The 19,622-nt window shown below is 63.5% G+C and carries 18 protein-coding genes; 8 read left to right on the plus strand and 10 right to left on the minus strand.

The genetic code is table 11. From position 1 onward, the window contains the following. Positions 1–16: 16 nt before the first annotated feature. The 4 genes from K9L28_01790 to hydA all read left to right on the plus strand — a co-directional run bounded on the left by K9L28_01790 (position 17) and on the right by hydA (position 4,981). Entirely contained in the window at positions 17–1,579 is a 1,563-nt protein-coding gene (locus K9L28_01790) for an ABC transporter ATP-binding protein (GenBank protein MCF7935066.1), read from the plus strand. Positions 1,580–1,643: 64 nt separating this feature from the next. Next, complete coding sequence (locus tag K9L28_01795) at positions 1,644–2,693, plus strand: ABC transporter permease (protein MCF7935067.1); 1,050 nt, start codon at positions 1,644–1,646, stop codon at positions 2,691–2,693. Then, the gene (locus K9L28_01800; GenBank protein MCF7935068.1) at positions 2,693–3,610 is read left to right on the plus strand and encodes an ABC transporter permease; all 918 of its coding nucleotides are present in this window, start codon (positions 2,693–2,695) and stop codon (positions 3,608–3,610) included. Before K9L28_01795 ends, K9L28_01800 begins: the two co-directional genes overlap by 1 nt. 18 nt (positions 3,611–3,628) lie before the next feature. After that, the gene (gene hydA, locus K9L28_01805) at positions 3,629–4,981 is read left to right on the plus strand and encodes a dihydropyrimidinase (protein MCF7935069.1); all 1,353 of its coding nucleotides are present in this window, start codon (positions 3,629–3,631) and stop codon (positions 4,979–4,981) included. Positions 4,982–5,093: 112 nt separating this feature from the next. On the opposite strand, the gene K9L28_01810 is transcribed toward hydA, so the two are convergent. The 8 genes from K9L28_01810 to K9L28_01845 all read right to left on the minus strand — a co-directional run bounded on the left by K9L28_01810 (position 5,094) and on the right by K9L28_01845 (position 13,735). Beyond that, positions 5,094–6,047: an ABC transporter ATP-binding protein gene (locus K9L28_01810; GenBank protein MCF7935070.1), complete on the minus strand. Its 954-nt coding sequence runs from the start codon at positions 6,045–6,047 to the stop codon at positions 5,094–5,096. Continuing rightward, complete coding sequence (locus K9L28_01815; protein MCF7935071.1) at positions 6,047–6,946, minus strand: ABC transporter permease; 900 nt, start codon at positions 6,944–6,946, stop codon at positions 6,047–6,049. The genes K9L28_01810 and K9L28_01815 overlap by 1 nt, the downstream gene beginning before the upstream one ends. Before the next feature lie 9 nt (positions 6,947–6,955). Further along, positions 6,956–7,966: an ABC transporter permease gene (locus K9L28_01820; GenBank protein ID MCF7935072.1), complete on the minus strand. Its 1,011-nt coding sequence runs from the start codon at positions 7,964–7,966 to the stop codon at positions 6,956–6,958. 141 nt (positions 7,967–8,107) lie between these two features. After that, positions 8,108–9,667: an ABC transporter substrate-binding protein gene (locus tag K9L28_01825; GenBank protein ID MCF7935073.1), complete on the minus strand. Its 1,560-nt coding sequence runs from the start codon at positions 9,665–9,667 to the stop codon at positions 8,108–8,110. Positions 9,668–9,824: 157 nt separating this feature from the next. After that, complete coding sequence (locus tag K9L28_01830; protein MCF7935074.1) at positions 9,825–10,934, minus strand: dipeptide epimerase; 1,110 nt, start codon at positions 10,932–10,934, stop codon at positions 9,825–9,827. Between the two features lie 45 nt (positions 10,935–10,979). Continuing rightward, complete coding sequence (locus K9L28_01835) at positions 10,980–11,930, minus strand: ATP-binding cassette domain-containing protein (GenBank protein MCF7935075.1); 951 nt, start codon at positions 11,928–11,930, stop codon at positions 10,980–10,982. Between the two features lie 333 nt (positions 11,931–12,263). After that, a complete protein-coding gene (locus K9L28_01840; GenBank protein MCF7935076.1) occupies positions 12,264–13,250 on the minus strand; it encodes a hypothetical protein in 987 nt (328 codons plus the stop codon). A 143-nt stretch (positions 13,251–13,393) separates the two neighbouring features. Then, on the minus strand, positions 13,394–13,735 hold the full coding sequence (locus tag K9L28_01845; protein MCF7935077.1) for a hypothetical protein: 342 nt from the start codon (positions 13,733–13,735) through the stop codon (positions 13,394–13,396). A 250-nt stretch (positions 13,736–13,985) separates the two neighbouring features. Between K9L28_01845 and K9L28_01850 the strand changes: the two genes are divergently transcribed. The 4 genes from K9L28_01850 to K9L28_01865 are packed head-to-tail and all read left to right on the plus strand — an operon-like array spanning position 13,986 to position 16,858. Continuing rightward, on the plus strand, positions 13,986–15,056 hold the full coding sequence (locus K9L28_01850) for a hypothetical protein (GenBank protein ID MCF7935078.1): 1,071 nt from the start codon (positions 13,986–13,988) through the stop codon (positions 15,054–15,056). Then, entirely contained in the window at positions 15,053–15,487 is a 435-nt protein-coding gene (locus K9L28_01855; protein MCF7935079.1) for a poly-gamma-glutamate biosynthesis protein PgsC/CapC, read from the plus strand. Before K9L28_01850 ends, K9L28_01855 begins: the two co-directional genes overlap by 4 nt. After that, the gene (gene pgsW, locus K9L28_01860; GenBank protein MCF7935080.1) at positions 15,478–16,515 is read left to right on the plus strand and encodes a poly-gamma-glutamate system protein; all 1,038 of its coding nucleotides are present in this window, start codon (positions 15,478–15,480) and stop codon (positions 16,513–16,515) included. Before K9L28_01855 ends, pgsW begins: the two co-directional genes overlap by 10 nt. A gap of 37 nt (positions 16,516–16,552) precedes the next feature. Further along, on the plus strand, positions 16,553–16,858 hold the full coding sequence (locus K9L28_01865; protein MCF7935081.1) for an envelope stress response protein PspG: 306 nt from the start codon (positions 16,553–16,555) through the stop codon (positions 16,856–16,858). On the opposite strand, the gene K9L28_01870 is transcribed toward K9L28_01865, so the two are convergent. Together K9L28_01870 and K9L28_01875 are read right to left on the minus strand one after the other, a co-directional pair. Beyond that, a complete protein-coding gene (locus K9L28_01870; protein ID MCF7935082.1) occupies positions 16,855–17,451 on the minus strand; it encodes a DUF4276 family protein in 597 nt (198 codons plus the stop codon). The two genes, K9L28_01865 and K9L28_01870, sit on opposite strands and share 4 nt — an antisense overlap. Next, the gene (locus K9L28_01875; GenBank protein ID MCF7935083.1) at positions 17,448–19,379 is read right to left on the minus strand and encodes a S9 family peptidase; all 1,932 of its coding nucleotides are present in this window, start codon (positions 19,377–19,379) and stop codon (positions 17,448–17,450) included. Before K9L28_01875 ends, K9L28_01870 begins: the two co-directional genes overlap by 4 nt. Between the last annotated feature and the right edge of the window lie 243 nt (positions 19,380–19,622).

A 19,622-nucleotide genomic window follows, 5' to 3' on the forward strand; every position in this document is an offset into this window, starting at 1 on the left:
GGATTTCGTGTACTATATGGGAAGCCTTGGGAAAAGGAGGCATCACGCCATCGATACCGCCCTTGCAATGCACGGGATTACCAAACTCTTTCCCGGCACGCTGGCCAACGACCGGGTGGACCTTGATGTGGGCAAAGGAGAGGTCCTCGCGCTGCTCGGGGAAAACGGCGCCGGCAAGACCACACTGATGAAGATCCTCTACGGGATGTACCAACCCGACGAAGGGGAGATCCGCATCGACGGGAATCCCATCGCCATCCGCTCCCCCCAGGACGCCATGAGACGGGGCATCGGGATGATCCACCAGCACTTTACACTGATCCCCGTCCACTCCGTAGTGGAAAACATCCTCCTCGGCGGGGGACCGCCGGGGCAGCGACCCCCCAAACCGCGGGAAGCAGCGGAACAGATCCGCGAGCTGGGACAGCGCTACGGCCTGGAGGTGGACCCCTGGGCGCTGGTCCGCCAGCTCCCCGTAGGACACCAGCAGCGGGTGGAGATCCTCAAGGCGCTCTACCGCGAGGCGCAGGTCCTCATCATGGACGAGCCCACGGCGGTACTCACCCCCCAGGAGACAGAGAGCCTCTTCGGCTTCATCCGGGAGTTCACCGAATCGGGCCGCTCGGTGATCTTCATCACCCACAAGCTCGGCGAGGTCATGTCCATCGCCGACCGGATCACCGTCATGCGCAACGGTCGGGTGGCGGGAACCGTAGCCAAAGCCGAGGCTGACGAGCACAGTCTGGCCAGGATGATGGTGGGCCGCGATCTGCATCCTCCCCAGCGTGACGACAACCAGCGCCCCGGCGCGGCGGTCCTCGAGATCGACGGTCTTTCCCTCCGCGGCGACCGGGGCAACCGGGTGGTCCATCAGCTGGACCTCCAGGTCCGCACCGGGGAGATCTTCGGCATCTGCGGCGTCAGCGGCAACGGCCAGGAGGAGCTGGCCGAAGCGGTCTGCGGCCTCCGCAGTGCGGAAGAGGGCTCCATCACCCTTCATGGGCGACGCGTCGAAAACCAGTCACCGCGGGAGATGATCCGGGAAGGTGTGGGCTATATCCCCGCCGACCGTCTTCGGGAAGGCCTGGTGCCGGAGATGTCGCTGGCGGAGAACCTGATCCTCAAAAGCCCTTCGGATCCGCCCTACGCCCGAGGGGGGGTTCTCCGCTGGCCGGAGATCTACGAACGCGCGGGGGAAGAGGCCGAGGCCTTCTCCATCAAAGCACCGGCGCTGGGTTCCAAAACCCACACCCTCTCCGGGGGCAACCAGCAGAAGGTGGTGGTGGCCAGGGAGATCAGGATCGGCACCACCCTCCTGGTGGCGGTGCAGCCAACCCGCGGTCTGGATCTGGGAGCGGCCGACTACGTCCACTCGGTCCTGCTGGAGGAGCGCCGGAAGGGAAAGGCCATCCTGCTGATCTCCACGGAGCTGACGGAGATCATGGCGCTCTCCGACCGGATCGGCGTGATCTACGAGGGACGGATCGCGGGCACCTTCGACAGGGACGACGCCGACGTCCAGACACTGGGACTGCTCATGGCGGGGATTGGGGGGAAACGCAATGGCACCACAGGATAACACCCCAGGGGAGAACGCCTCCCCCCTGCAGAAGCGTGTGAAGGCACGGGACCGCTCGATCTCCATGCTCCTCTGGCCGCTCTTCTCCGTGGCCTGCGGTCTGGCCGCCAGCGGTCTCATGATGATGCTGCTGGGGAAAAATCCGCTGGCTGTCTACGGAACACTCTTCGGCTACGCCTTCCGGGATCTCTACAACGTGGCCGACATCTTCGCCAAGGCCGCCCCGCTGATCCTCACCGGCCTCGCCTTCGGCTTCGCCTTCCGCTCCACCCTCTTCAACATCGGCGGCCAGGGGCAGTTCTACCTCGGCTGCGTGGGCGCCGCATCCTGCGCCCTGGCCTTCGGGAACCTTCCCGCCTTCCTCCTGCTCCCCCTCTGTCTGGGGGCGAGCATCCTGGCCGGCGGCGCCTGGGGCGCCTTCGTGGGCTTCGCCAAGGCCCGCTTCCAGGCCAACGAGTTTCTCGTCAGCATGATGTCCACCTACGTGGCCATCGCGGTGATGAATTTCCTCCTCCGGGGACCTCTCAAGGAGAGCAAAGGGGAATACCCGCAGACCGACGTGATCGCCGAGAGCGGCTGGATCCCCACAATGATCCCCCACACCAGGCTGCACTGGGGCTTTGTGATCGCCCTGGCTGCGGCGGTGCTGGCCTATATCGTCCTCTGGCGGACGAGCCTGGGATTCAGGATCCGCGCCGTGGGGATGAACCGGGACGCCGCCCGCTACGCCGGGGTGGACGAGAAGCGCATCTTCATCGTCGTCTTTTTTCTCAGCGGCGGCTTCGCCGGACTGGCCGGGTTCATGGAGGTCAACGGCATCCAGCACATGCTGGTGCAGGGATTCAACCCCATGCTGGGGGCCGAAGGCATCGGTATCGCCATCCTCGGCAACGCCCATCCGCTGGGCATCGTCCTCTCGGCGCTGCTCTTCGGCGCCCTCAAGGTGGGCGGCACCCTGGTGGTGCAGACATCGGCCATTCCAGCCAGTATCATCGGGATCATGGAGGGTTTCGTGATGGTCTTCGTGCTGCTCTCCTACGCGCTGCAGGACAAGCTGGCGGTACGGCGGAAAAAACGGGATATCCAGTCGCGGAAGGAGGGTGACAGCCAATGATGCTCACCGGTTTGCTGGCCCGGGCACTGCAGATGAGCACGCCGCTGATGATCGGTGCGCTGGCCGAGGTCTACGCCCAGCGCACCGGAGTGATGATCATCGCCATCGAGGGCATCTTCCTGATGGGCGCCTGGGGCGGTTTTGTCGGCGCCTACCTGTCGGGCAGCCTGCTGGCCGGCTTCGCCCTGGCCATGGCGGTGGGGACGCTCTCCGCGCTGGTCTACGCCACGCTGACCATCAAACTCAAACAGCACCAGATCGTCACGGGGACAGCCTTCAACATCTTCGCCGCGGGGGTGGCGCTCTACCTCTACCGGGTGCTCTTCGGGGTGCCGCTGCTGCCGCTCACCGTGGATCCCCTGCCCAGCCTGGCCATCCCGCTGCTGTCGGAGATCCCCGTCATCGGCAAGGCGCTCTTCGACCAGAACATCCTCACCTATCTGACCTTCCTTCTCCTTCCGGCGGGGTACTGGGTGCTCTTCAGGAGCCGGGTGGGACTCATCATCCGCTCCACCGGCGAGAACCCCGAGGCGGTGGACGCCGCAGGCATCAGTGTGGAGAAGGTGCGGTTCCTCACAACCCTCTTCGCCGGGGCGCTGGACGGACTGGCCGGCGCCTTCTACTCCCTGGGATTCCTGGGCATGTACACCAACGACATCATCGGGGGACGGGGCTGGATCGCCTTCGCCATATGCTTCCTGGGCAACTGGAACCCCCTGGGGGCGCTGCTGGGGGCCCTGGTCTTCGGCCTGGCCGACGCGACGGCCATCGTCCTGCAGACCTCGGGCGTCAAGCTCATCCCCAACGAGTTCCTCATCGCCATCCCCTATATCCTCACCATCGTCGCCACCATGGCCCGAAAGCACTTCAATGTCCCCACCAAGCTGGGGACACCCTACATCAAGGAACGAAAATAGCAGCGAGGAGGTGTCTCGATGTACGATCTGGTCATACAAGAGGGAACGGTGGTCACCCCCCAGGGGTCCTTCCAGGCTGACGTGGCCTGCAGCGATGGGCGGATCGCCGCCCTGGGGATGGACCTTCAGGGGGAGACCACCATCAATGCGGAAGGGAGGTATCTGCTGCCGGGGGTGGTCGACTCCCACACCCACATGTCGCTCCATCTGCCCGCAACCACCTCCAGCGACGACTTCCACACCGGCACAAAGGCGGCGGCCTGCGGCGGCGTGACGACGATCATCGATTTCACCGGCGGGGCGCCGGAGCGTCCTCTGGCCGAGGATATCGCCAACCGCAGGAGGGAGGCGGAGCCTGCCGTGGTGGACTACGCCTTCCACGCCGAGATGATCGGGTGGCGTGCCGGCGAGGAGGCACAGATCCGCGCGGCTGTCCGGGAGGGCGTGACCAGCTTCAAATTCTTCACCGCCTACGGCGCGTCGGGACGCCGCTCCGACAACGGGGTGCTCTACCACGCCATGAAGGAGATCGCCGACCTGGACGCCCTGGCAGTGGTCCACGCCGAGGACGACGCCATCATCGCGTCGCTGGAAGGGGCGCTCTCCGAAGAGGGGAAAGGCCGGATGGAAGCGCTGGCGGACACCAGACCGGATTTCTGCGAGGCCTCGGCGATCGGCCAGGTGGCCTTTCTGGCGGAACTCACCGGGGCCCGTACCCATATCGTCCACGTCAGCTCCGGTCTCGGCGCCGAACAGGTCATGGCGGCCCGGGAACGGGGTGCGCCGGTCACCGGCGAGACCTGCCCGCAGTACCTCCTGCTCACCGAGGAATGCTACCGCCGGCCCAGGGGGCACCGCTACGCCGCGAGCCCGGCCCTGCGGACACCGGTGGACCAGGAGGATCTCTGGGAATCCCTCCGTGAGGGGATCCTCCAGACGGTGGTCACCGACCACTGTCCTTTCACCAACGCCCAGAAAGAGTGGAAAGGGGACTTCCGCAAGCTCCCCTACGGGCTGCCGGGGGTGGAGACACTGCTCCCCCTGGTCTATTCCGAGGGGGTCACCACAGGCCGCATCACCTTGGAACAGATGACGGCGCTGCTTTCCGCCAATACGGCGCGGATCTTCGGTCTCTCCCCGCGCAAGGGCGCCATCCAGCCCGGTTCCGACGCCGATCTGGTCATCTTCGACCCCCGGGCCGCCTGGACGGTGACCGCCGACAGCCTCCACATGCACACCGACTTCTCCCCCTACGAAGGACATCGGGTACAAGGCGCCGTGGAGACCACCATCTCACGCGGGGAGGTCATCTACAGCGACGGCAGCTGCATCGCCGAACGGGGCAGGGGGAGGTTTCTGCACCGACGGTAACGGCAGCACCCTCAACGGACACTGCGCCGACAGTGCCATTGGGATACCAAGCGCCCGGCCCCATGCACGGAGCCGGGCGCGTCTTTTCTCACTGTGCCGTACACGTACCGACCTAGTAGAGATGGCAGGCCACGAGATGACCCTCGGTGACCTCGCGGGCCGCCGGCTTCTCCTGTTTGCAGCGTTCCATGACGTGGGGGCAGCGGGGATGGAAACGGCAGCCCGGCGGCGGCGTGACCAGATCGGGCACCGTCCCGGGGATCCCCTCCAGCTCGGTGCGTTCATCCGACGGGATGGCCTGCATCAGCCCCTGGGTGTAGGGATGCTGGGGGTTGAAGACCACCTCGCGCACCGTCCCCACCTCGGCGATATCGCCGGCGTACATGACGCCGACCCGATCGCAGGTCTCGGCGATCACCGACATATCGTGGGTGATCAGGAGCACGCTGGAATGCTTCCTCTGCACCAGCTCCCGCAAAAGGATCAGCACCTGGGCCTGCACGGAGACATCCAGGGCCGTGGTCGGCTCGTCGGCGATCAGCAGAGGCGGCTCCGAGGAGAGCATGAGCGCGATCATCACACGCTGTGCCATGCCGCCGGAGAGCTGATGGGGGTAGTAGCGGGCCACCTTCTCCGGCTCGGGGATGTTCACCTCGGCCAGCCTGTCAACAGCTGCCTTCCGCGCCTCATTCCTGCCCATGCTGTGGGAAAGCACCTCGGCGATCTGCTCCCGGATGCGCATCACCGGATTGAGGGCCGCGATGGGATGCTGCATGATCATGGTGATCTCCCGACCCCGGATGGTGTCGCGCACCCTCTTTTTGTCCATGGAGAGCAGATCTTCGCCCTTGTAGAAGATCCTTCCTCCCTCGATCCGCCCGGGATTGCGGACCAAATCGAGGATCGCCGAGGCGGTGACGCTCTTGCCGCACCCCGTCTCCCCGACAAGTCCGAAAAACTCCCCCTCCTTGATCTGGAGGTTGACCCCGTTGATGGCACGCACGATCCCGCGGTAGGTATGGAAGTTGACGTAGAGGTCCTGGATATCAATCAGCGTATCGGCCATTAGTCTCCCCTTCTCAGATGCGGGTCAGAGATGTCACGGATTCCGTCCCCCAGAAGGTTGAAACCGAAGACAGTCACGAGGATGGCAAGCCCCGGGAAGGTGGGCACCCACCACTGGTTCACGAGGAAATCCCGCCCGGTACTCACCATGAGGCCCCACTCCGGCGTCGGCGCCTGGGCTCCCAGACCGATGAAACTCATCCCGGCGGCGATGCGGATGACGTTGCCCATGTCCAGCGTCGCCCGGACGATGGTCGTGGACGAACAGAGCGGCAGGATGTAGGAGAAGAGGATCTTCCACTTGGGCGTCCCCACGGAACGTTCGGCCTCGATGAAGGTGCGCTCCTTGATGCTCAGCGTTTCGCCGCGGGCGAGACGGGCGTAGGTGGGCCAGAGGGTCACCGCGATGGCGATCATCGTGTTGACCAGACTGGGGCCGAGGGCCGCCCCGATGGCCATGGCCAGCACCAGGCGCGGGAAGGCCATGAAGGTATCGGCGAGCCGCATGATCACCTCGTCGAGCCAGCCGCCGAAGTAGCCCGCCACAATCCCCAGCAGGACACCCAGCGGCAGATCGATGAGCAGGACGATGATCATGATCTTCAGCGCAAGGCTCGTTCCGTAGAGCACCCGGGTGAGGATGTCGCGCCCCAGTTCGTCGGTACCCATCCAGTGGGCTCCCGACGGGGCCTGCAACCTGTTGCCGAGACTCATCTCGACGGGGTCGTAGGGAGCGATGAAGGGGGCGATCAGGGCCACCACAACCAGCCCCAGAACGATGGCGAGTCCCGCAATGGTCAGCTTGCTCTTCCTGACGGCGAAGAGGATCTCCCGTATCTGCGAGAATTCCGACGCATGCCGCTGTTTCCAGTTTGAGAATCCTTCTCGAATCGTACTCATGGGCATCCCCTAATATCTCACTCTCGGGTCCAGGAAGCCGTACAGCAGATCCACGATGAGATTACTTGTGGCGTAGCAGACGGCGATCAGCGTTACCGAACCGACAACGGCGTTGAGGTCCAGGGCGAGGAAGGCGTTCACCGAGTACCGGCCCAGGCCGGGATAGCCAAAGACCGTCTCCGTCAGCACCGAGCCCTCCAGCATGAACCCCACGGAGATTCCGATCATGGTGATCACCGTGATCGAGGCGTTCTTGAAGGCATGGCGGAGGATCACCGTCCGTTCCGGCAGCCCCTTGACGCGGGCCGTGCGGACATACTCCTCGTTGAGGATCTCCAGCATGGAGGAACGGGTCACCCGCCCGATGTAGGCCGTCTGGATCCATCCCAGCACCAGCGCAGGCCCCAGAAGATGATAGAGGGCGTTCCAGAATTTCCCGAACTGTCCGGCAATCAGGCTGTCGATGGTGTACATACCGGTGACGGTAGGTGGGGGCGCCATGGTGATATCCAGCCTCCCCCCCGCCGGGAGCAGCTGGAGATGATAGAAAAAGACCAGAATGATCAGAAGCCCCAGCCAGAACGCGGGCATGGAGATCCCCACCAGGGAGAAGATTCGGCTCAACGTGTCGGGCCACCTGTTCCGTTTCACCGCTGCGATGATCCCCAGGGTGATCCCGAGGAGTATGGCAATGATCATGGCGAAGGCGACCAGCTCAAAGGTGGCGGGGAAATATTTCTTCAGGTCCGTGGTAACCGGATTGTTCGTGCGCAGCGCCACCCCCAGATCGAGGGTCGCCACCCCCTTGAGCGTCTGAAAGTACTGCTGGTGCAGGGGGAGATGCAACCCCAGCATACGCTCTGTCTTCTCCACCAGCTCCTGCGGGGCGTTCTCGCCGAGGATGGCCCCCACCGGATCCGCCGGAACGATGTGGGAGATGATGAAGGTGACCGTCACCACCCCGAAGATAACAACAAAAAAGAGTGCCAATCTTTTCAGTACAAACCGACCAAAACTCATTCGTCATTCCTCGCACGTATCAGGATTCTCGGAATGCGGCTTACCCGGGGAAAGCACAACCGGACATCACCCCAGCCCCACTGTATTCCCGGTGGCGGATCACCTCCGCCACCGGGCTCTTCACTCCCGTGCAGGCCGTGTCTACTTGTCGAGCTCCACGATCTGCAGCGGCGTCTCGGTCAACGGATTGAGATGGAAGTTCTTCACGGCATCGCTGAGACCGATCTGCCCCGAGAACTGATAGAGGATCTCAAAGACGCCCTCGTCCAGCCACTTCTTCTGGATCTCTTCGTAGAGGGCCGCGCGCTTCTCGGTATCCTGGATAAACTGCGCGTCCTCGACCATCTGCGTCAGTTCGGGATTGGCGTAGCCGTTCCGCCAGGCAAGCTGTTTGATCTTCGCATCGTCACCGGTGGTCCGGCAGTGGGCGAAGGGCTTGGCCATGGCGTCGGGGTCGCCGTAGTCGGCACCCCAGCGGGCGATGACCACTTCAAGACCCTGCTTCCGATACTTGCCGAGCAGTGTGGTGTAGGCCATGGTCTGCAGGTTGGTCTTGATCCCTACGGCGTCGAGGTTCGCCTTGGCCACGGTGCCGGCGGTGGCGAGGAATTCCGGTACCGTCAGGTCGATCTCGATCCCGTCGGGATAGCCGGCCTCCGCAAGGAGTTCCCTGGCCCGCTCGGGATTGTGGGGGAAGGGATCACCGGCGTAGTGAGCGAACATCCCCTTGGGGATAAAGGAGTGCAGCTCACTCACGCCGCCGCCGATCGCCTGTACCATGCCTGCGGTGTCGATGGCGGACTTGACGGCCTGCCGCACCTTCACGTTGTCCAAAGGCTCCTTGGTGGCGTTCATGGCGAGATAGATCTGTTTGAACATGGGCGTGACGGTCGTGCGGAGGCCTTCGGCCTGCTCAACCTCGGGGATCTGATCGTACTCGAGGTTCCAGGCGATGTCGATCTTGCCGCGTTTCAGCTGCAGCAGCTGGCTTGAGGATTCGGGGATATCCACCATCACGATGCGGTCGATCTTGGGCTGCTCGCCCCAGTAGTGGGGGTTCGCCTTCAGGACGATCCGCTCGTTCCTCGACCAGCTGTCCAGCACGTAGGGACCGCTTCCGGCGGAGGTCCTGTCCAGATAGGCACTGCCAAAGTCGCCGTCTTCTTCGTGTTCCTGCCAGGCGGACATCTCCACAACGCCGGAGACGTAGGTCATGCAGGACATGACCAGCTGCGGCGAGTAGGGCTCGTCCATCTCCACCTTGATCGTGTTGCCTTCGGCGCTGATGTCGTCCTCTCCAACACCGAACTGGGTGAGGATCCAGGAGGGACTGGCACCCATGGCGACGACCCGCTTCAGGGAATAGACAACATCCTCCGCCTCCAGGGGATGGCCGTTGGAGAACTTGACCCCTTCACGGAGCTGGAACTTCAGGGTCTTCCCGTCCACATTCCAGTCCGTCGCCAGGCAGGGTTCGATCTCGCTGGCGGAACCGGGTTTGAACTTCACCAGACTGTCATAGATGTTGTTGAGCATCCAGTGCCCTTCAACCTCGTAGCATGCCGCCGGATCGAGCGTCACGATGGTTCCGGTGTTCATCCCGATCACCAGCGTCTTCTCCGCGGAAGCGACACCGGCGGCCGCCATGACCACCATCACACTGAACAGACTCAGCACCAATAACCGTTTCCAACGCTGCATCCTACCAACCTCCCTTAGGTATGTGTTGGATGTGTTCCGGACGCGCGGAACCGCTCCGCCGCCCCATGGCAACCCCACCACTCCCGGCCGGTACGCATTTCCGCCGATAGGTTGCTTTTGCACGGCACCTGCGTACCCGACACGGGTAGCGATGGAATCACTCGACACTGACGCAGGGACACTGCGCCAGAAACTCGCGTTCGTAATCGGCACCGTGGCCGGGCGTGTCCGGCAGCGTGATCGTGCCGCCCTCGTAGACCGCCCCGTCTGTCACCGGATCGACATTCATGTTGCGGTGGCCGTCGAGATCGGCAAAGCGGATGTTGGGCCTGGCCGACATCAGATGGGCCGCCGCCGTCAGAGGAAGCCGGGATTCGGTCATACAGCCCACCATGCAGGTCATGCCGCAGGCCTCGGCGATGGCGTTCACCTGCAGGGCATGGTGGATACCGCCCGTTTTGGCCAGTTTGATATTGAGGTAGTCGCAGCAGCCCCGGGATGCCAGCTTGAAGGCGTCATGATGGCCGAAGACCGCCTCGTCGGCCATGACCGGTATGGATGTCCGCTCCCGGAGCCGCCGCAGCCCTTCGAAATCCCAATGGGCCAGCGGCTGCTCGCAGTACTGGATCCTCAGCGGCTCCATGGCCTGCAAAATACGGACGGCCGTCTTGAAGTCCCACCCCTGGTTGGCATCCAGACGGATCGCCACATCAGGACCGACAGCCTCCCGCACCTGTTCAACCCGGTAGAGGTCCTCGTCCAGGGTGCGTCCGAGCTTCACTTTGATAGCGTCAAAGCCTTCTTTTTTGTATTCCAGCGCCTTCGCCGCCATCTCCTCCGGGGGGGCGAGGCTCACGGTGTTGTCGGTCACCACGGTACGCTTCGGCCCACCGAGCAGGGCATAGAGCGGCATGCCGGCGATCTTCCCCAGCAAGTCGTAGAGAGCGATATCGAAGGCGCTTTTGAGTGCGCTGTTCCCGTGAAGCGCCCTATCGAGGGTGCGGACCGCGCCCTCGATATCCCAGGCGGCACGGCCCAGCAGTCGCGGGGCGATCTCCTCGCCCACAGCCACCGCGCCGCACTGGGTCTCCCCCGTCACCGGGGGATTGGGGCGCGCCTCGCCCGTCCCGTACAGGCCGTCTTCGGCGTAGATACGGGCAATGATGTTGTGGGCACAGCTGATCTCGGCCAGTGAGGTCCGGAAGGGTTCCAAAAGCCCGAAATCAGCCTTGTACAGTTCGATCCCGGTGATCCGATTCTGCTTCATCTGCATCCTCTCCCGACATAGGCAAGCACACTATAAACAAGCCGCTCAGTGGAGGTGACAGGCCACGCAGTGGCCGTCGCCCAGGTCTTTCAGCTCGGGACGTTCCGTTTCACAGATAGAACCGATTTTTTTGAAACAACGGGTATGGAAGGGGCACCCCTTCGGGGGATCGATGGGGCTGGGGATCTCGCCCTGGAGAATGATCTTGCCGCCACGTTTGTCGGGATCCAGCTTCGGCGTCACCGACATGAGCGCTTCGGTATAGGGGTGGAGGGGGTGCCGGAAGATCGCTTCGGTCCTGCCGATCTCCATGATCCGGCCGAGGTAGAGGATGGCGAGCTTTTCGGTGAAGAGTCTGACCACAGAGAGGTCGTGGGTGATGAAGAGATAGGTGAGATCCAGCTCGTCCCGGAGACGCTTCAGCAGTTTCAGCACCTCTGCCTGCACCGAGACGTCCAGCGATGACGTGGGCTCGTCGAGCACCACCAGTTCCGGATCCAGGATCAGGGCCCTGGCGATGGCCACTCGCTGCCGCTGCCCTCCGGAAAGCTCGTGGGGATAGCGATAGAGGTGCTGTTCGTTCATCCCCACCAGGGAGAGAAAATCCCCGACCCGTTCGATCATCTCCTGCTCGTTGGCGACCAGGCCGTGGGTGCGGAGCCCCTGACCGACGATATCCTTGATCTTCTTTCTCGGATGGAGCGACGCGTAGGGATCCTGGAAGACGATCTGCAGCTTGCGCCGCAGCCGTTTTTCGTGTCCGAGATCGAGGCCGGTGATGTCCTGTCCGTCATAGGATATCGTGCCGGATGACGCATCGAGCAGCTTCAGGATCACCCGACCCAGGGTGGTCTTGCCCGAACCCGATTCCCCGGCGATGCCGAAGATGTCGCCCCGGTTGACATTCATGGTGACCGCGTCAACGGCCTTGACGGTTCTGTGTGCATCAAGCGGAAAGTGTTTCGACAGCCTTTCGAGTTCCAGCAACGTACCCACGAGTCAATCCACCCTTATCATTCGCTTTTTCAGGCCTCGTCGGCGGAACCGCTGTCCGGGGGCCTCCACCCACCTTCCAGCGGTATGCCGCACTGCCGGCACAGGAGTTGGCGCTCCCTCTCAACAAAGAGTTTAAATCAACTGTACCTACTTTGCGGTTCATCGTCAAGTGATCAAATCCTCTCCTCCCTTACACCACACCTACCTCTTTTCCGGAATGAAGGATACAGCCACACTGCGCCAAGGGGATGCCGGTTTTGTAAACCAAAACATAACAGACGTTTACGCAATGCCGGGACACCCAGACGGGGCAGCACGTTTCGGAAGGTTTTCTCAGAAGGGACGCAGAAACCAGATCACCAGCACCACCAGAGGCAGGAGGGCGACCAGGGCAACAAGCCAGAAGTGCTGCTCAATCCTGGCGATCAGGCTCTCCTCCGGAGCCGAAGTGGTGTCCGGGCGAACCTTGAGATTCGTCTCCGCCTCCGCATAGGCGTCTCGTTCCCCCGGAAGCTGCAGTGCAAGATGATACCCCTCTTCCCCGCTCTCAACGGAGACCACCGTGGCCGTGAGCTTCCCGTCGAAATCGGGATCCTTTCCGGCCAAGGTCTGGAAGAGCGGGCTGGTTTCCGGAAGGGTGACGACAATGCCGTCGCCCTTCCGGAGCGTGTTGAGCATCCTGCCGTTCAACGGGTCCATCACGAGATGGCACTCCTCCCCCTGCTTTCCTTCCTGCTCCCCGGAAACAGGGGGGCCGGCGGGTTCCTCCCTGTTCTGCGCGATGATCGCTTCGAACCGGCGGAAATCCAGCCGTTCCAGTCGGAACTGGACGGTGGCGTGGAGCTCCGGAAACTGGCTCCGGACAATGCCGCCGATCTCCTTTTCCAGTGTCCGTTGCGCCTCCTGTTCGTCGGCCAGGACGAGGCGGTCCACCCGCCAGGGCGTCACCCTGTTCCGCCAGATGGGTTCCATGGTCTCTTCGATATAGCTCGCCTTGCTGTCCTGTTCTTTTCCTTCGCCTTCCCCGCCTTCACCCCGATCCCCGCCGCTCTCCGCGGCGGATGCGCCCTGCTCCGCCAGGAGTGTTTCAAGGGCCGCCACAAAGGACTCGGGACCGACGAAGGCCCCGGAGGGATCGGCAATCCCGGCGGGATGCTCCTCGAAGCCTGCAAGGACAACCTGCCGCAAATACAGAACCTGTTTCCCTTCGCTGATGTAGGCAAAGAGATAGATGAAATTGTTCCTGTCCTTGCGGCCCCGCAGGACGACACTGCCGTAGACGATATTGCTGGGCCGTGCTCTCTCATTCTCCCCGGACATCTCCACATTCCACCTCCCCGACAGTGGACAAACCGTCGTGTTCCCCCTTCCCGGGCTGCAAACCCTCCCGGAAGTGCCGAAAAAAAGAGACCCCGCTCTCTCGCGAGGTCCCGTCACTGCATGGTACCGGTACAGCCGATATCCTACCCCGGCTCCTCGCCGAACACGGGAACCTCCCCACAGGGCTCCCCCCTGGAACGCTGCGAAAGGAGCTCTTCAAGACGATCAAAGGAAGCCCGGAGCACCTCCAGGGCGTCATCGATAGACTCCGTCCGGACCACCACCGGCTGGTAGGTCGACACGGCAGCCATACGCCGGAAGTTGGGACTCACCTGCCGCGCCAGGAGCAGATCGGCGTCCTCCACCAGCGAGAGAACCGCCTGCATCTTATTCCCCGCTCCGTGATCCATCTCCCGGACCGTATTCTCCCGCTGTCCACAGGGCTTCGGCGGAGCATCGCTGAAGATATCATACAGCAAGAACAACGGCGTGTCTCCAAGATGACAGTCGGCGATACACCGGCCATCCTCGGAACCAGCAACAACACGGAAACATCTCATGGAACCCCTCCTTGAACAGATCCTTCGGACTTGGCGGCCATCCTCTCCCTTTGGTAGGGAGAGATAGGCTCCCAGGTATGTAGGATACCGTTACGGAGATTGGTTCTCAACACCTCGCTTCAAGAAAAGGGGGTAGAGTACAATAGGGAGAATGCTGTACAACTGGAGGGCATCCATGTCTGACGGACTCGGCACCTGGCTTCAGTCATGCCGGACACCCACCGCTCGAAAAATCGCCGATGTCCCCTGCAGGGTTCTGGTGACGGGAAGCAGGGGGAAGAGCAGCGTGACCCGTCTCATCCACGCCGGCCTCTCGGCGGAGGTGTCCGGCTTTGCACGGATCACCGGGGTTCTGCCCAGGGAGATCGCACCTGACGGTTCCATGTCGCTCATCCTGCGTCACGGGCCGGCCCATGTCGCCGAGATGCGCTGGTGGCTCCGCAGCCTCCCTGCCCGGACGGAGGGGATCGTGCTGGAAAACAGCGCGGTCAGTCCGGAGCTCCAGCCGTTGGCGTCACGCTGGCTCGCCCCGCACATCGTCGTGATGACATCACTCCGGGCCGACCACCCCGAACAGTGGGGACCCTCCATCCGTGGGGCGCTCCATGCTGTCGCGGCAGGCATACCGGAGGGCGCCACGGTGGTGCTCCAGGGCGACGATGCAGACCGCAGGGAGGTGCGTCGACTGCTGGAGACCGGGAAATCCTGCCGGCTTCTGCCCGCCTCCGCCGCAACGGAAGACCACCGCTCGAAAAACCGCGCCCTCGCCGAGACCGCCTGCAGTGTTCTGGGTTTCCGTTCTTCGGCCGCAACCGCCGCAATAGGGGGGCTCCCTCCCGATTTCGGCGACTTCCAGATCTTCCGCAGCAAGACCACGGAGCTCGCCGGCGCCTTCACGGCCAACGATCCGGAGAGCACGGAGCTGCTCTTTACATCCCTGGGGTGGCCGCCCGGGGAGACCACGGTGCTCTACAACCACCGCACCGACCGCCCGCAGCGGTGGCGGCAGTTCAAACCCTGGCTCGCGGGGAGGCCCTGGCAGAGGGTGCTGGTCACCGGCGACCGCCCTTTCCGTTCCGGCAAGGTGGGGACCTTCGTCCGCTGCCGCGACGCCGGGGAGCTGGACCGCTGCATCCGCGGCCTTCCCCGCGTCTTCGGCTGCGGCAACATCGCCGGCGCCCCCCTGCACTGGCTTCTGGACCGGTATCCCGGGGCTCTCTCCGCGGAAGGGAGGCGCAACCTATGAGCCCCTACGAAGCGGCGACCATCGGGATCGGCATCGCTCTGGGGATGTTCTACTACGCCCGAACGGGATGGGGGTGCGGCGGGATCATCACACCGGGGTTCCTGGCCCTCTCTCTCAACGCTCCCTCGACACTGCTGCTCTCGCTGGGGGTGGCCGCGGCCGTGGCGTTGCTCCTCCGCGGGGCGGTCCGGGTCCTGGGTGTCTTCGGCCGCCAACGGATGGCTCTGGCCCTCCTGCTGGCGCTGCTGCTTCGTCTCGGCCTCTCGCTGCACTGGGCGGCCGATTCGCTCTGGCTCGGCTGGGTCATCCCCGGGTTGATCGCCGCCGATCTGGAACGTCAGGGACCGGTGCACACCATCGCCGCCGCCTCGGCCACGGCGGGAGCAACCGCCATGATCACCGCAGTCGGGGGGTGGCTCCTGTGGCCGTAAAGCACCCACTGCCGAACAAAAAAGCCAGGTCAACAGGATGGCTTCTGCTGCTGGGCATCCTGCTGCCACTCCTCTGGTACGGGGGGAGTATCGGTTTCCTCGACAACGAAGAGCAGCGGCTCTGGGAACGGGTGCGCAGGGCGGAGCGATTCCTCCATCAGTGGCGCCGGGAGCAAGGCTGCGGGGCTTCGGAGGAGGCCGACCCATGGAAACTGGGCCTGATCGGCTACGAATGGAGCCCCCTGACAACCACCCTGGGCAGCCTGCCGGCCAAGCGCACCGCCTGCCACCCTTCCTGGGCCGTCAGCTCCCTGGAGTGGTTCGACCGCCTCCAGCTCGCCGAGGGCGACCGAATCGCCATTCTCAGCTCCTCCTCCTTCCCGGGATTGCTGCTCAACCTCCTGGCGGCCGCGGAATCCCGAAACCTGGAGATCCTGCTCATCCTGTCGCTGGGGGCCTCCACCTGGGGCGCCAATGTGCCGGAGTGCCCCTGGCCGACTCTGGCGGAGACGCTCCGGCGACAGGGACTGCTCCACACAAAAGCCCAATGGCTGACACCGGGAGGGGGTGGGGAACACGGAGGCGGGGTCCCCCCGGAAGGGATGGCGCTGATGCGGGAAACGGCCCGGCTCACCGACATCCCCCTGATCGTCGGAGACGATCTCCAGTCGGTGATCCGCTGGAAGATGGAGCGCCTCGCCACATTCCGGCCGGATCTGGTGGTCTCCATCGGGGGCTCCCACGCCAATATGGGGAGCGACGAGGCGGTTCTCCAGCTGCCCGGGGGACTCCTCCGTCCCGAAATGCAGGACAATGCGGGAAACGGCGTGATCGGCAAGGCACTCGGTGAGGGAGTCCCGGTTCTCCATCTCCTGAATCTGGAGGGATTGGCGCGGAAACGCGGCATCCCCTGCAACGCCCCACCGGCGCCCTTCCATATCGACAGGAGGTCCATGATGCTCTTTCTGCCCGGCATCGCCCTCTTTTTCACGATCCTCCTGCGACACAGACGCTGGGAAAAGGTATAATGCCCCCGACAACCATGAGCCTGAAAGGAGCCCCACTATGTATTTCTACACAGGCGGCCTGGGTTGCCTCGCCGCACTGATCATCGGCATTCTGCTGTTTTCCGGATTCTTCCTGCTGGGGATCATCCTCCTCCCCTTCCTCCTGGTCTTCGGTGTGGTGCTCTGGATCGTCGGACGGTTCAGGCAGCCGCAACAGCGGCACGACGGGCGCAGCCGGAGCGAGGATACGGAAGCACGCCGGCACCAGATAGAGCAGGAGGTCGTCGAAGCGGAGTGGCGGGAAACCGATCATTCCGACGACAAACGCGGCGACGGCAGCGACGAATCCCCGGGAGGCCCCTAGCTCCCCTCCTTTCCGCCCATCTCCCCCATACGGCGGCAGAACAGGGCCAGGGAGCGGTTGTGCTCCCTGGCCCTGTTGATATCCCAGTGCAAGAGCACGGATTTGATGAAATCCCGTTCCTTCGTCAGAAAGGAACGTCTCCGCTCCCGCACCGCCCTGTGGAAATGATGCAGAAAGACGGCCTTGGGATCCTCGATCCCGTCGGTAGGCGACATCCCTCTGAAGGAAAGCCCGCTGGCCCTGGTCACCGCCTCGCTGTCGGCCAGCAGCCAGGCCTCCAGGGTCCGGACTACCGGCACGACCTCGATGCCCGAACGGCGCAGCCTCCCCAGGTCGCTGCGCTGCCGCGACCCCTCGAGATCGCCGGCATCGACCAAGATCGCCACCACCCCCTCCCGTCGCTCGCCAAAACGCGCGGCACGGCGGGGGGCACGCTGCAGAAGCCGGTTGACGCCCCCTTCCGCACGGACACGAAGCCTCCATCCCTGCCCGGCGAGGAACGGTCTGATCCGCTCCAGCAGGGCCGCATCGGCCGGTCCCTCACAGAGAACAAGGAGATCCCGTCCGCCGGCGGCGGAGGCGGCGCCGCTCATCGCTCCAGCTGGAGATGTTCTTTCAGGAAGCGCTCCACGGCCCTGTAGAGATCAAAGCGGTTCTCCTGGTTGGAGAAGCCGTGGCCCTCGTTTTCCTTCACCATGTACTCCACCTCGATCCCCTTCTCCCGGAGCGCCTCGACCATCATGTCCGACTCCTTCTTGACCACCCTCGGGTCGTTGGCACCCTGGGCGATCAGCAGAGGATCCTCGATCTCCCCGGCGTGGAAGACCGGCGACACCTTCCGGAAGAGGTCGGCATCCTCCTCCGGGTGGCCGATGGTCACGTACATACGCTCCTTCATGGGTTCCCAGTAGGGCGGGATGGATTCGAAGAGCGTGAAGAGATCGGTAACCCCTACGTAGTCGATCCCGCAGGCGTAGAGCCCGGGTGTTTTGATCAGTCCCATGAGGGTGGCGTAGCCGCCGTAGGAGGCGCCGAAGATGGCGATCCGTTCGGGATCGGCGATCCCCCGATCGATGAGCCACCGCACCCCGTCGGTGATGTCGTCCTGCTGCTTCCGCCCCCACTGTTTGAAGCCGGCCTTCCAGAAGTCCTTCCCGTAGCCGGTGGAGACCCGGAAATTCATCTGGAGCACCGCCATCCCCCGGTTGGCCAGAAACTGCACCAGCGGATCGTAGCCCCAGTGATCCCGCGCTTCGGGACCGCCGTGGGGATGGACAAGCACCGGGAGATCCTTCTCCTCCCGGCCCGCCGGCAGCGTCAGGTAGCCGTGGATCTCCAGACCGTCCCGGGCGGTGTAGGTGATGGGGCGCTTCTCCGCCAGATGGTCTTCGTCGAGCCAGGCGTAGAGATCGGCCACCAGCGAGAACTCGCCGGGCTTGTCTCTGTCAAAAAAGTAGAGCTTGCCGGGCATCCGGTCGCTGGTGACGGAGATGATCATCTTCCGCTCATCCCGGCTGGAACTGGAGATCCCCACCGCGTAGCCCGGGAACCGCTTCCTGAGCATGGCGAAGAAATCCCCGGCCTGCTCGTCGAAGAAGTGGCGGTGCAGCCTGTCGGTGTAGTAGGTGACGCCGAGCAGGGTGTTTCGGGCGTCAGACCAGATGATCCCCCCCAGATCGACCTCCGGATGGGCGTAGAGCATCTCCTCGAACTCCCGTTCCGCCGGATCGTAACGGTAGAGCGCCAGGGTGTCCCGATCCAGATTGGAGAGCATGTAGAGCTTGTCGTTGTCCGCCGTAAAGCCCGCCGGGATCACCTTGTCGGTGAAGGAGTGGGTCATCAGCTCCTCCCAGTCGGCCCCCTCGGAAGGCCGGTAGAGCAGTGTGGTCTCCAGTCCTTCCGTTTTGACAGCCAGACGGAGCCGCCCTTCGTGGTCTGTGCCCCAGCCGGTGATGCTGCCGGGATTCTCGGCGATCATCTCCAGCTCGCCATTGTCGATGTTCAGCCGGTAGACATCGAAGACCCTCCGGTCCCGTCTGTTCATGTCGATCAGGACATGGTCGGGATCGTCCTCGAGGATATCCACAAGCCCGGCGCGGACATCCTCGAAGGGCGTGAGACACTGGTACCCGTCGCCGTCGAGGCCCACGGAATAGACCCGGTAGTTCTCGTCGCCGCCTGTATCCTGGAGGTAGATGACCTTCTCGCTGTTTCCCCAGCCGAAGGCGCGGATATCCCGGGCTTCGGAATCGGTGATCCGCACCGGCTCCGCCTCGGACCCGATCGGCCGGACGAAGATGTTCAGCCGATCATGCCAGGGCATGAGAAAGGCGTAGTGCTTCCCGTCGGGGGAGATCCGGAACGAGGCCTTCTCCGGATTGCGGAAGAAATCCTCCATGGGGATCCTGGGGGGGACGGCCCTTTCGGCCTCCGCCGCCTCCGCCGGCCGGAGAGGCATCACGGCAAGGAGAAATGCCCCAAAGACGATCATCAACAAAAGACCTCGCAGTAGAATATGCATACTCTTCCTCCTCATTCCATAGGTTCGCTTCCGCACATGATACCACGGCTGCAGGGTGCGGCCGTGGTATCCGGGAGACGGACGGGGTCCGCCCCCCAGGCACGTGGAGCGGATCGTTTCTGTCCTCTCTCCCGGTATACAGCGCATGCAATATTTTAGTGTGTACAACACAGTGGAGAGTAATGGTATCCTATTCCCGCATAGCGCGCATACCACCACCACTATCCCGGGTCCTCCGTCACC

It is taken from the genome of Synergistales bacterium, from assembly GCA_021736445.1.
In the GTDB taxonomy this organism is placed as follows: domain Bacteria; phylum Synergistota; class Synergistia; order Synergistales; family Aminiphilaceae; genus JAIPGA01.

Bases quoted from the DNA above. Each gene is read 5' to 3' on its own strand.
- K9L28_01790 (MCF7935066.1), top strand. From the start codon at position 17: ATGGGAAGCCTTGGGAAAAGGAGGCATCACGCCATCGATACCGCCCTT.
- K9L28_01795 (MCF7935067.1), top strand. From the start codon at position 1,644: ATGCTCCTCTGGCCGCTCTTCTCCGTGGCCTGCGGTCTGGCCGCCAGC.
- K9L28_01800 (MCF7935068.1), top strand. From the start codon at position 2,693: ATGCTCACCGGTTTGCTGGCCCGGGCACTGCAGATGAGCACGCCGCTG.
- hydA (MCF7935069.1), top strand. From the start codon at position 3,629: ATGTACGATCTGGTCATACAAGAGGGAACGGTGGTCACCCCCCAGGGG.
- K9L28_01810 (MCF7935070.1), bottom strand. From the start codon at position 6,047: ATGGCCGATACGCTGATTGATATCCAGGACCTCTACGTCAACTTCCAT.
- K9L28_01815 (MCF7935071.1), bottom strand. From the start codon at position 6,946: ATGAGTACGATTCGAGAAGGATTCTCAAACTGGAAACAGCGGCATGCG.
- K9L28_01820 (MCF7935072.1), bottom strand. From the start codon at position 7,966: ATGAGTTTTGGTCGGTTTGTACTGAAAAGATTGGCACTCTTTTTTGTT.
- K9L28_01825 (MCF7935073.1), bottom strand. From the start codon at position 9,667: ATGCAGCGTTGGAAACGGTTATTGGTGCTGAGTCTGTTCAGTGTGATG.
- K9L28_01830 (MCF7935074.1), bottom strand. From the start codon at position 10,934: ATGAAGCAGAATCGGATCACCGGGATCGAACTGTACAAGGCTGATTTC.
- K9L28_01840 (MCF7935076.1), bottom strand. From the start codon at position 13,250: ATGTCCGGGGAGAATGAGAGAGCACGGCCCAGCAATATCGTCTACGGC.
- K9L28_01850 (MCF7935078.1), top strand. From the start codon at position 13,986: ATGTCTGACGGACTCGGCACCTGGCTTCAGTCATGCCGGACACCCACC.
- K9L28_01855 (MCF7935079.1), top strand. From the start codon at position 15,053: ATGAGCCCCTACGAAGCGGCGACCATCGGGATCGGCATCGCTCTGGGG.
- K9L28_01865 (MCF7935081.1), top strand. From the start codon at position 16,553: ATGTATTTCTACACAGGCGGCCTGGGTTGCCTCGCCGCACTGATCATC.
- K9L28_01870 (MCF7935082.1), bottom strand. From the start codon at position 17,451: ATGAGCGGCGCCGCCTCCGCCGCCGGCGGACGGGATCTCCTTGTTCTC.
- K9L28_01875 (MCF7935083.1), bottom strand. From the start codon at position 19,379: ATGCATATTCTACTGCGAGGTCTTTTGTTGATGATCGTCTTTGGGGCA.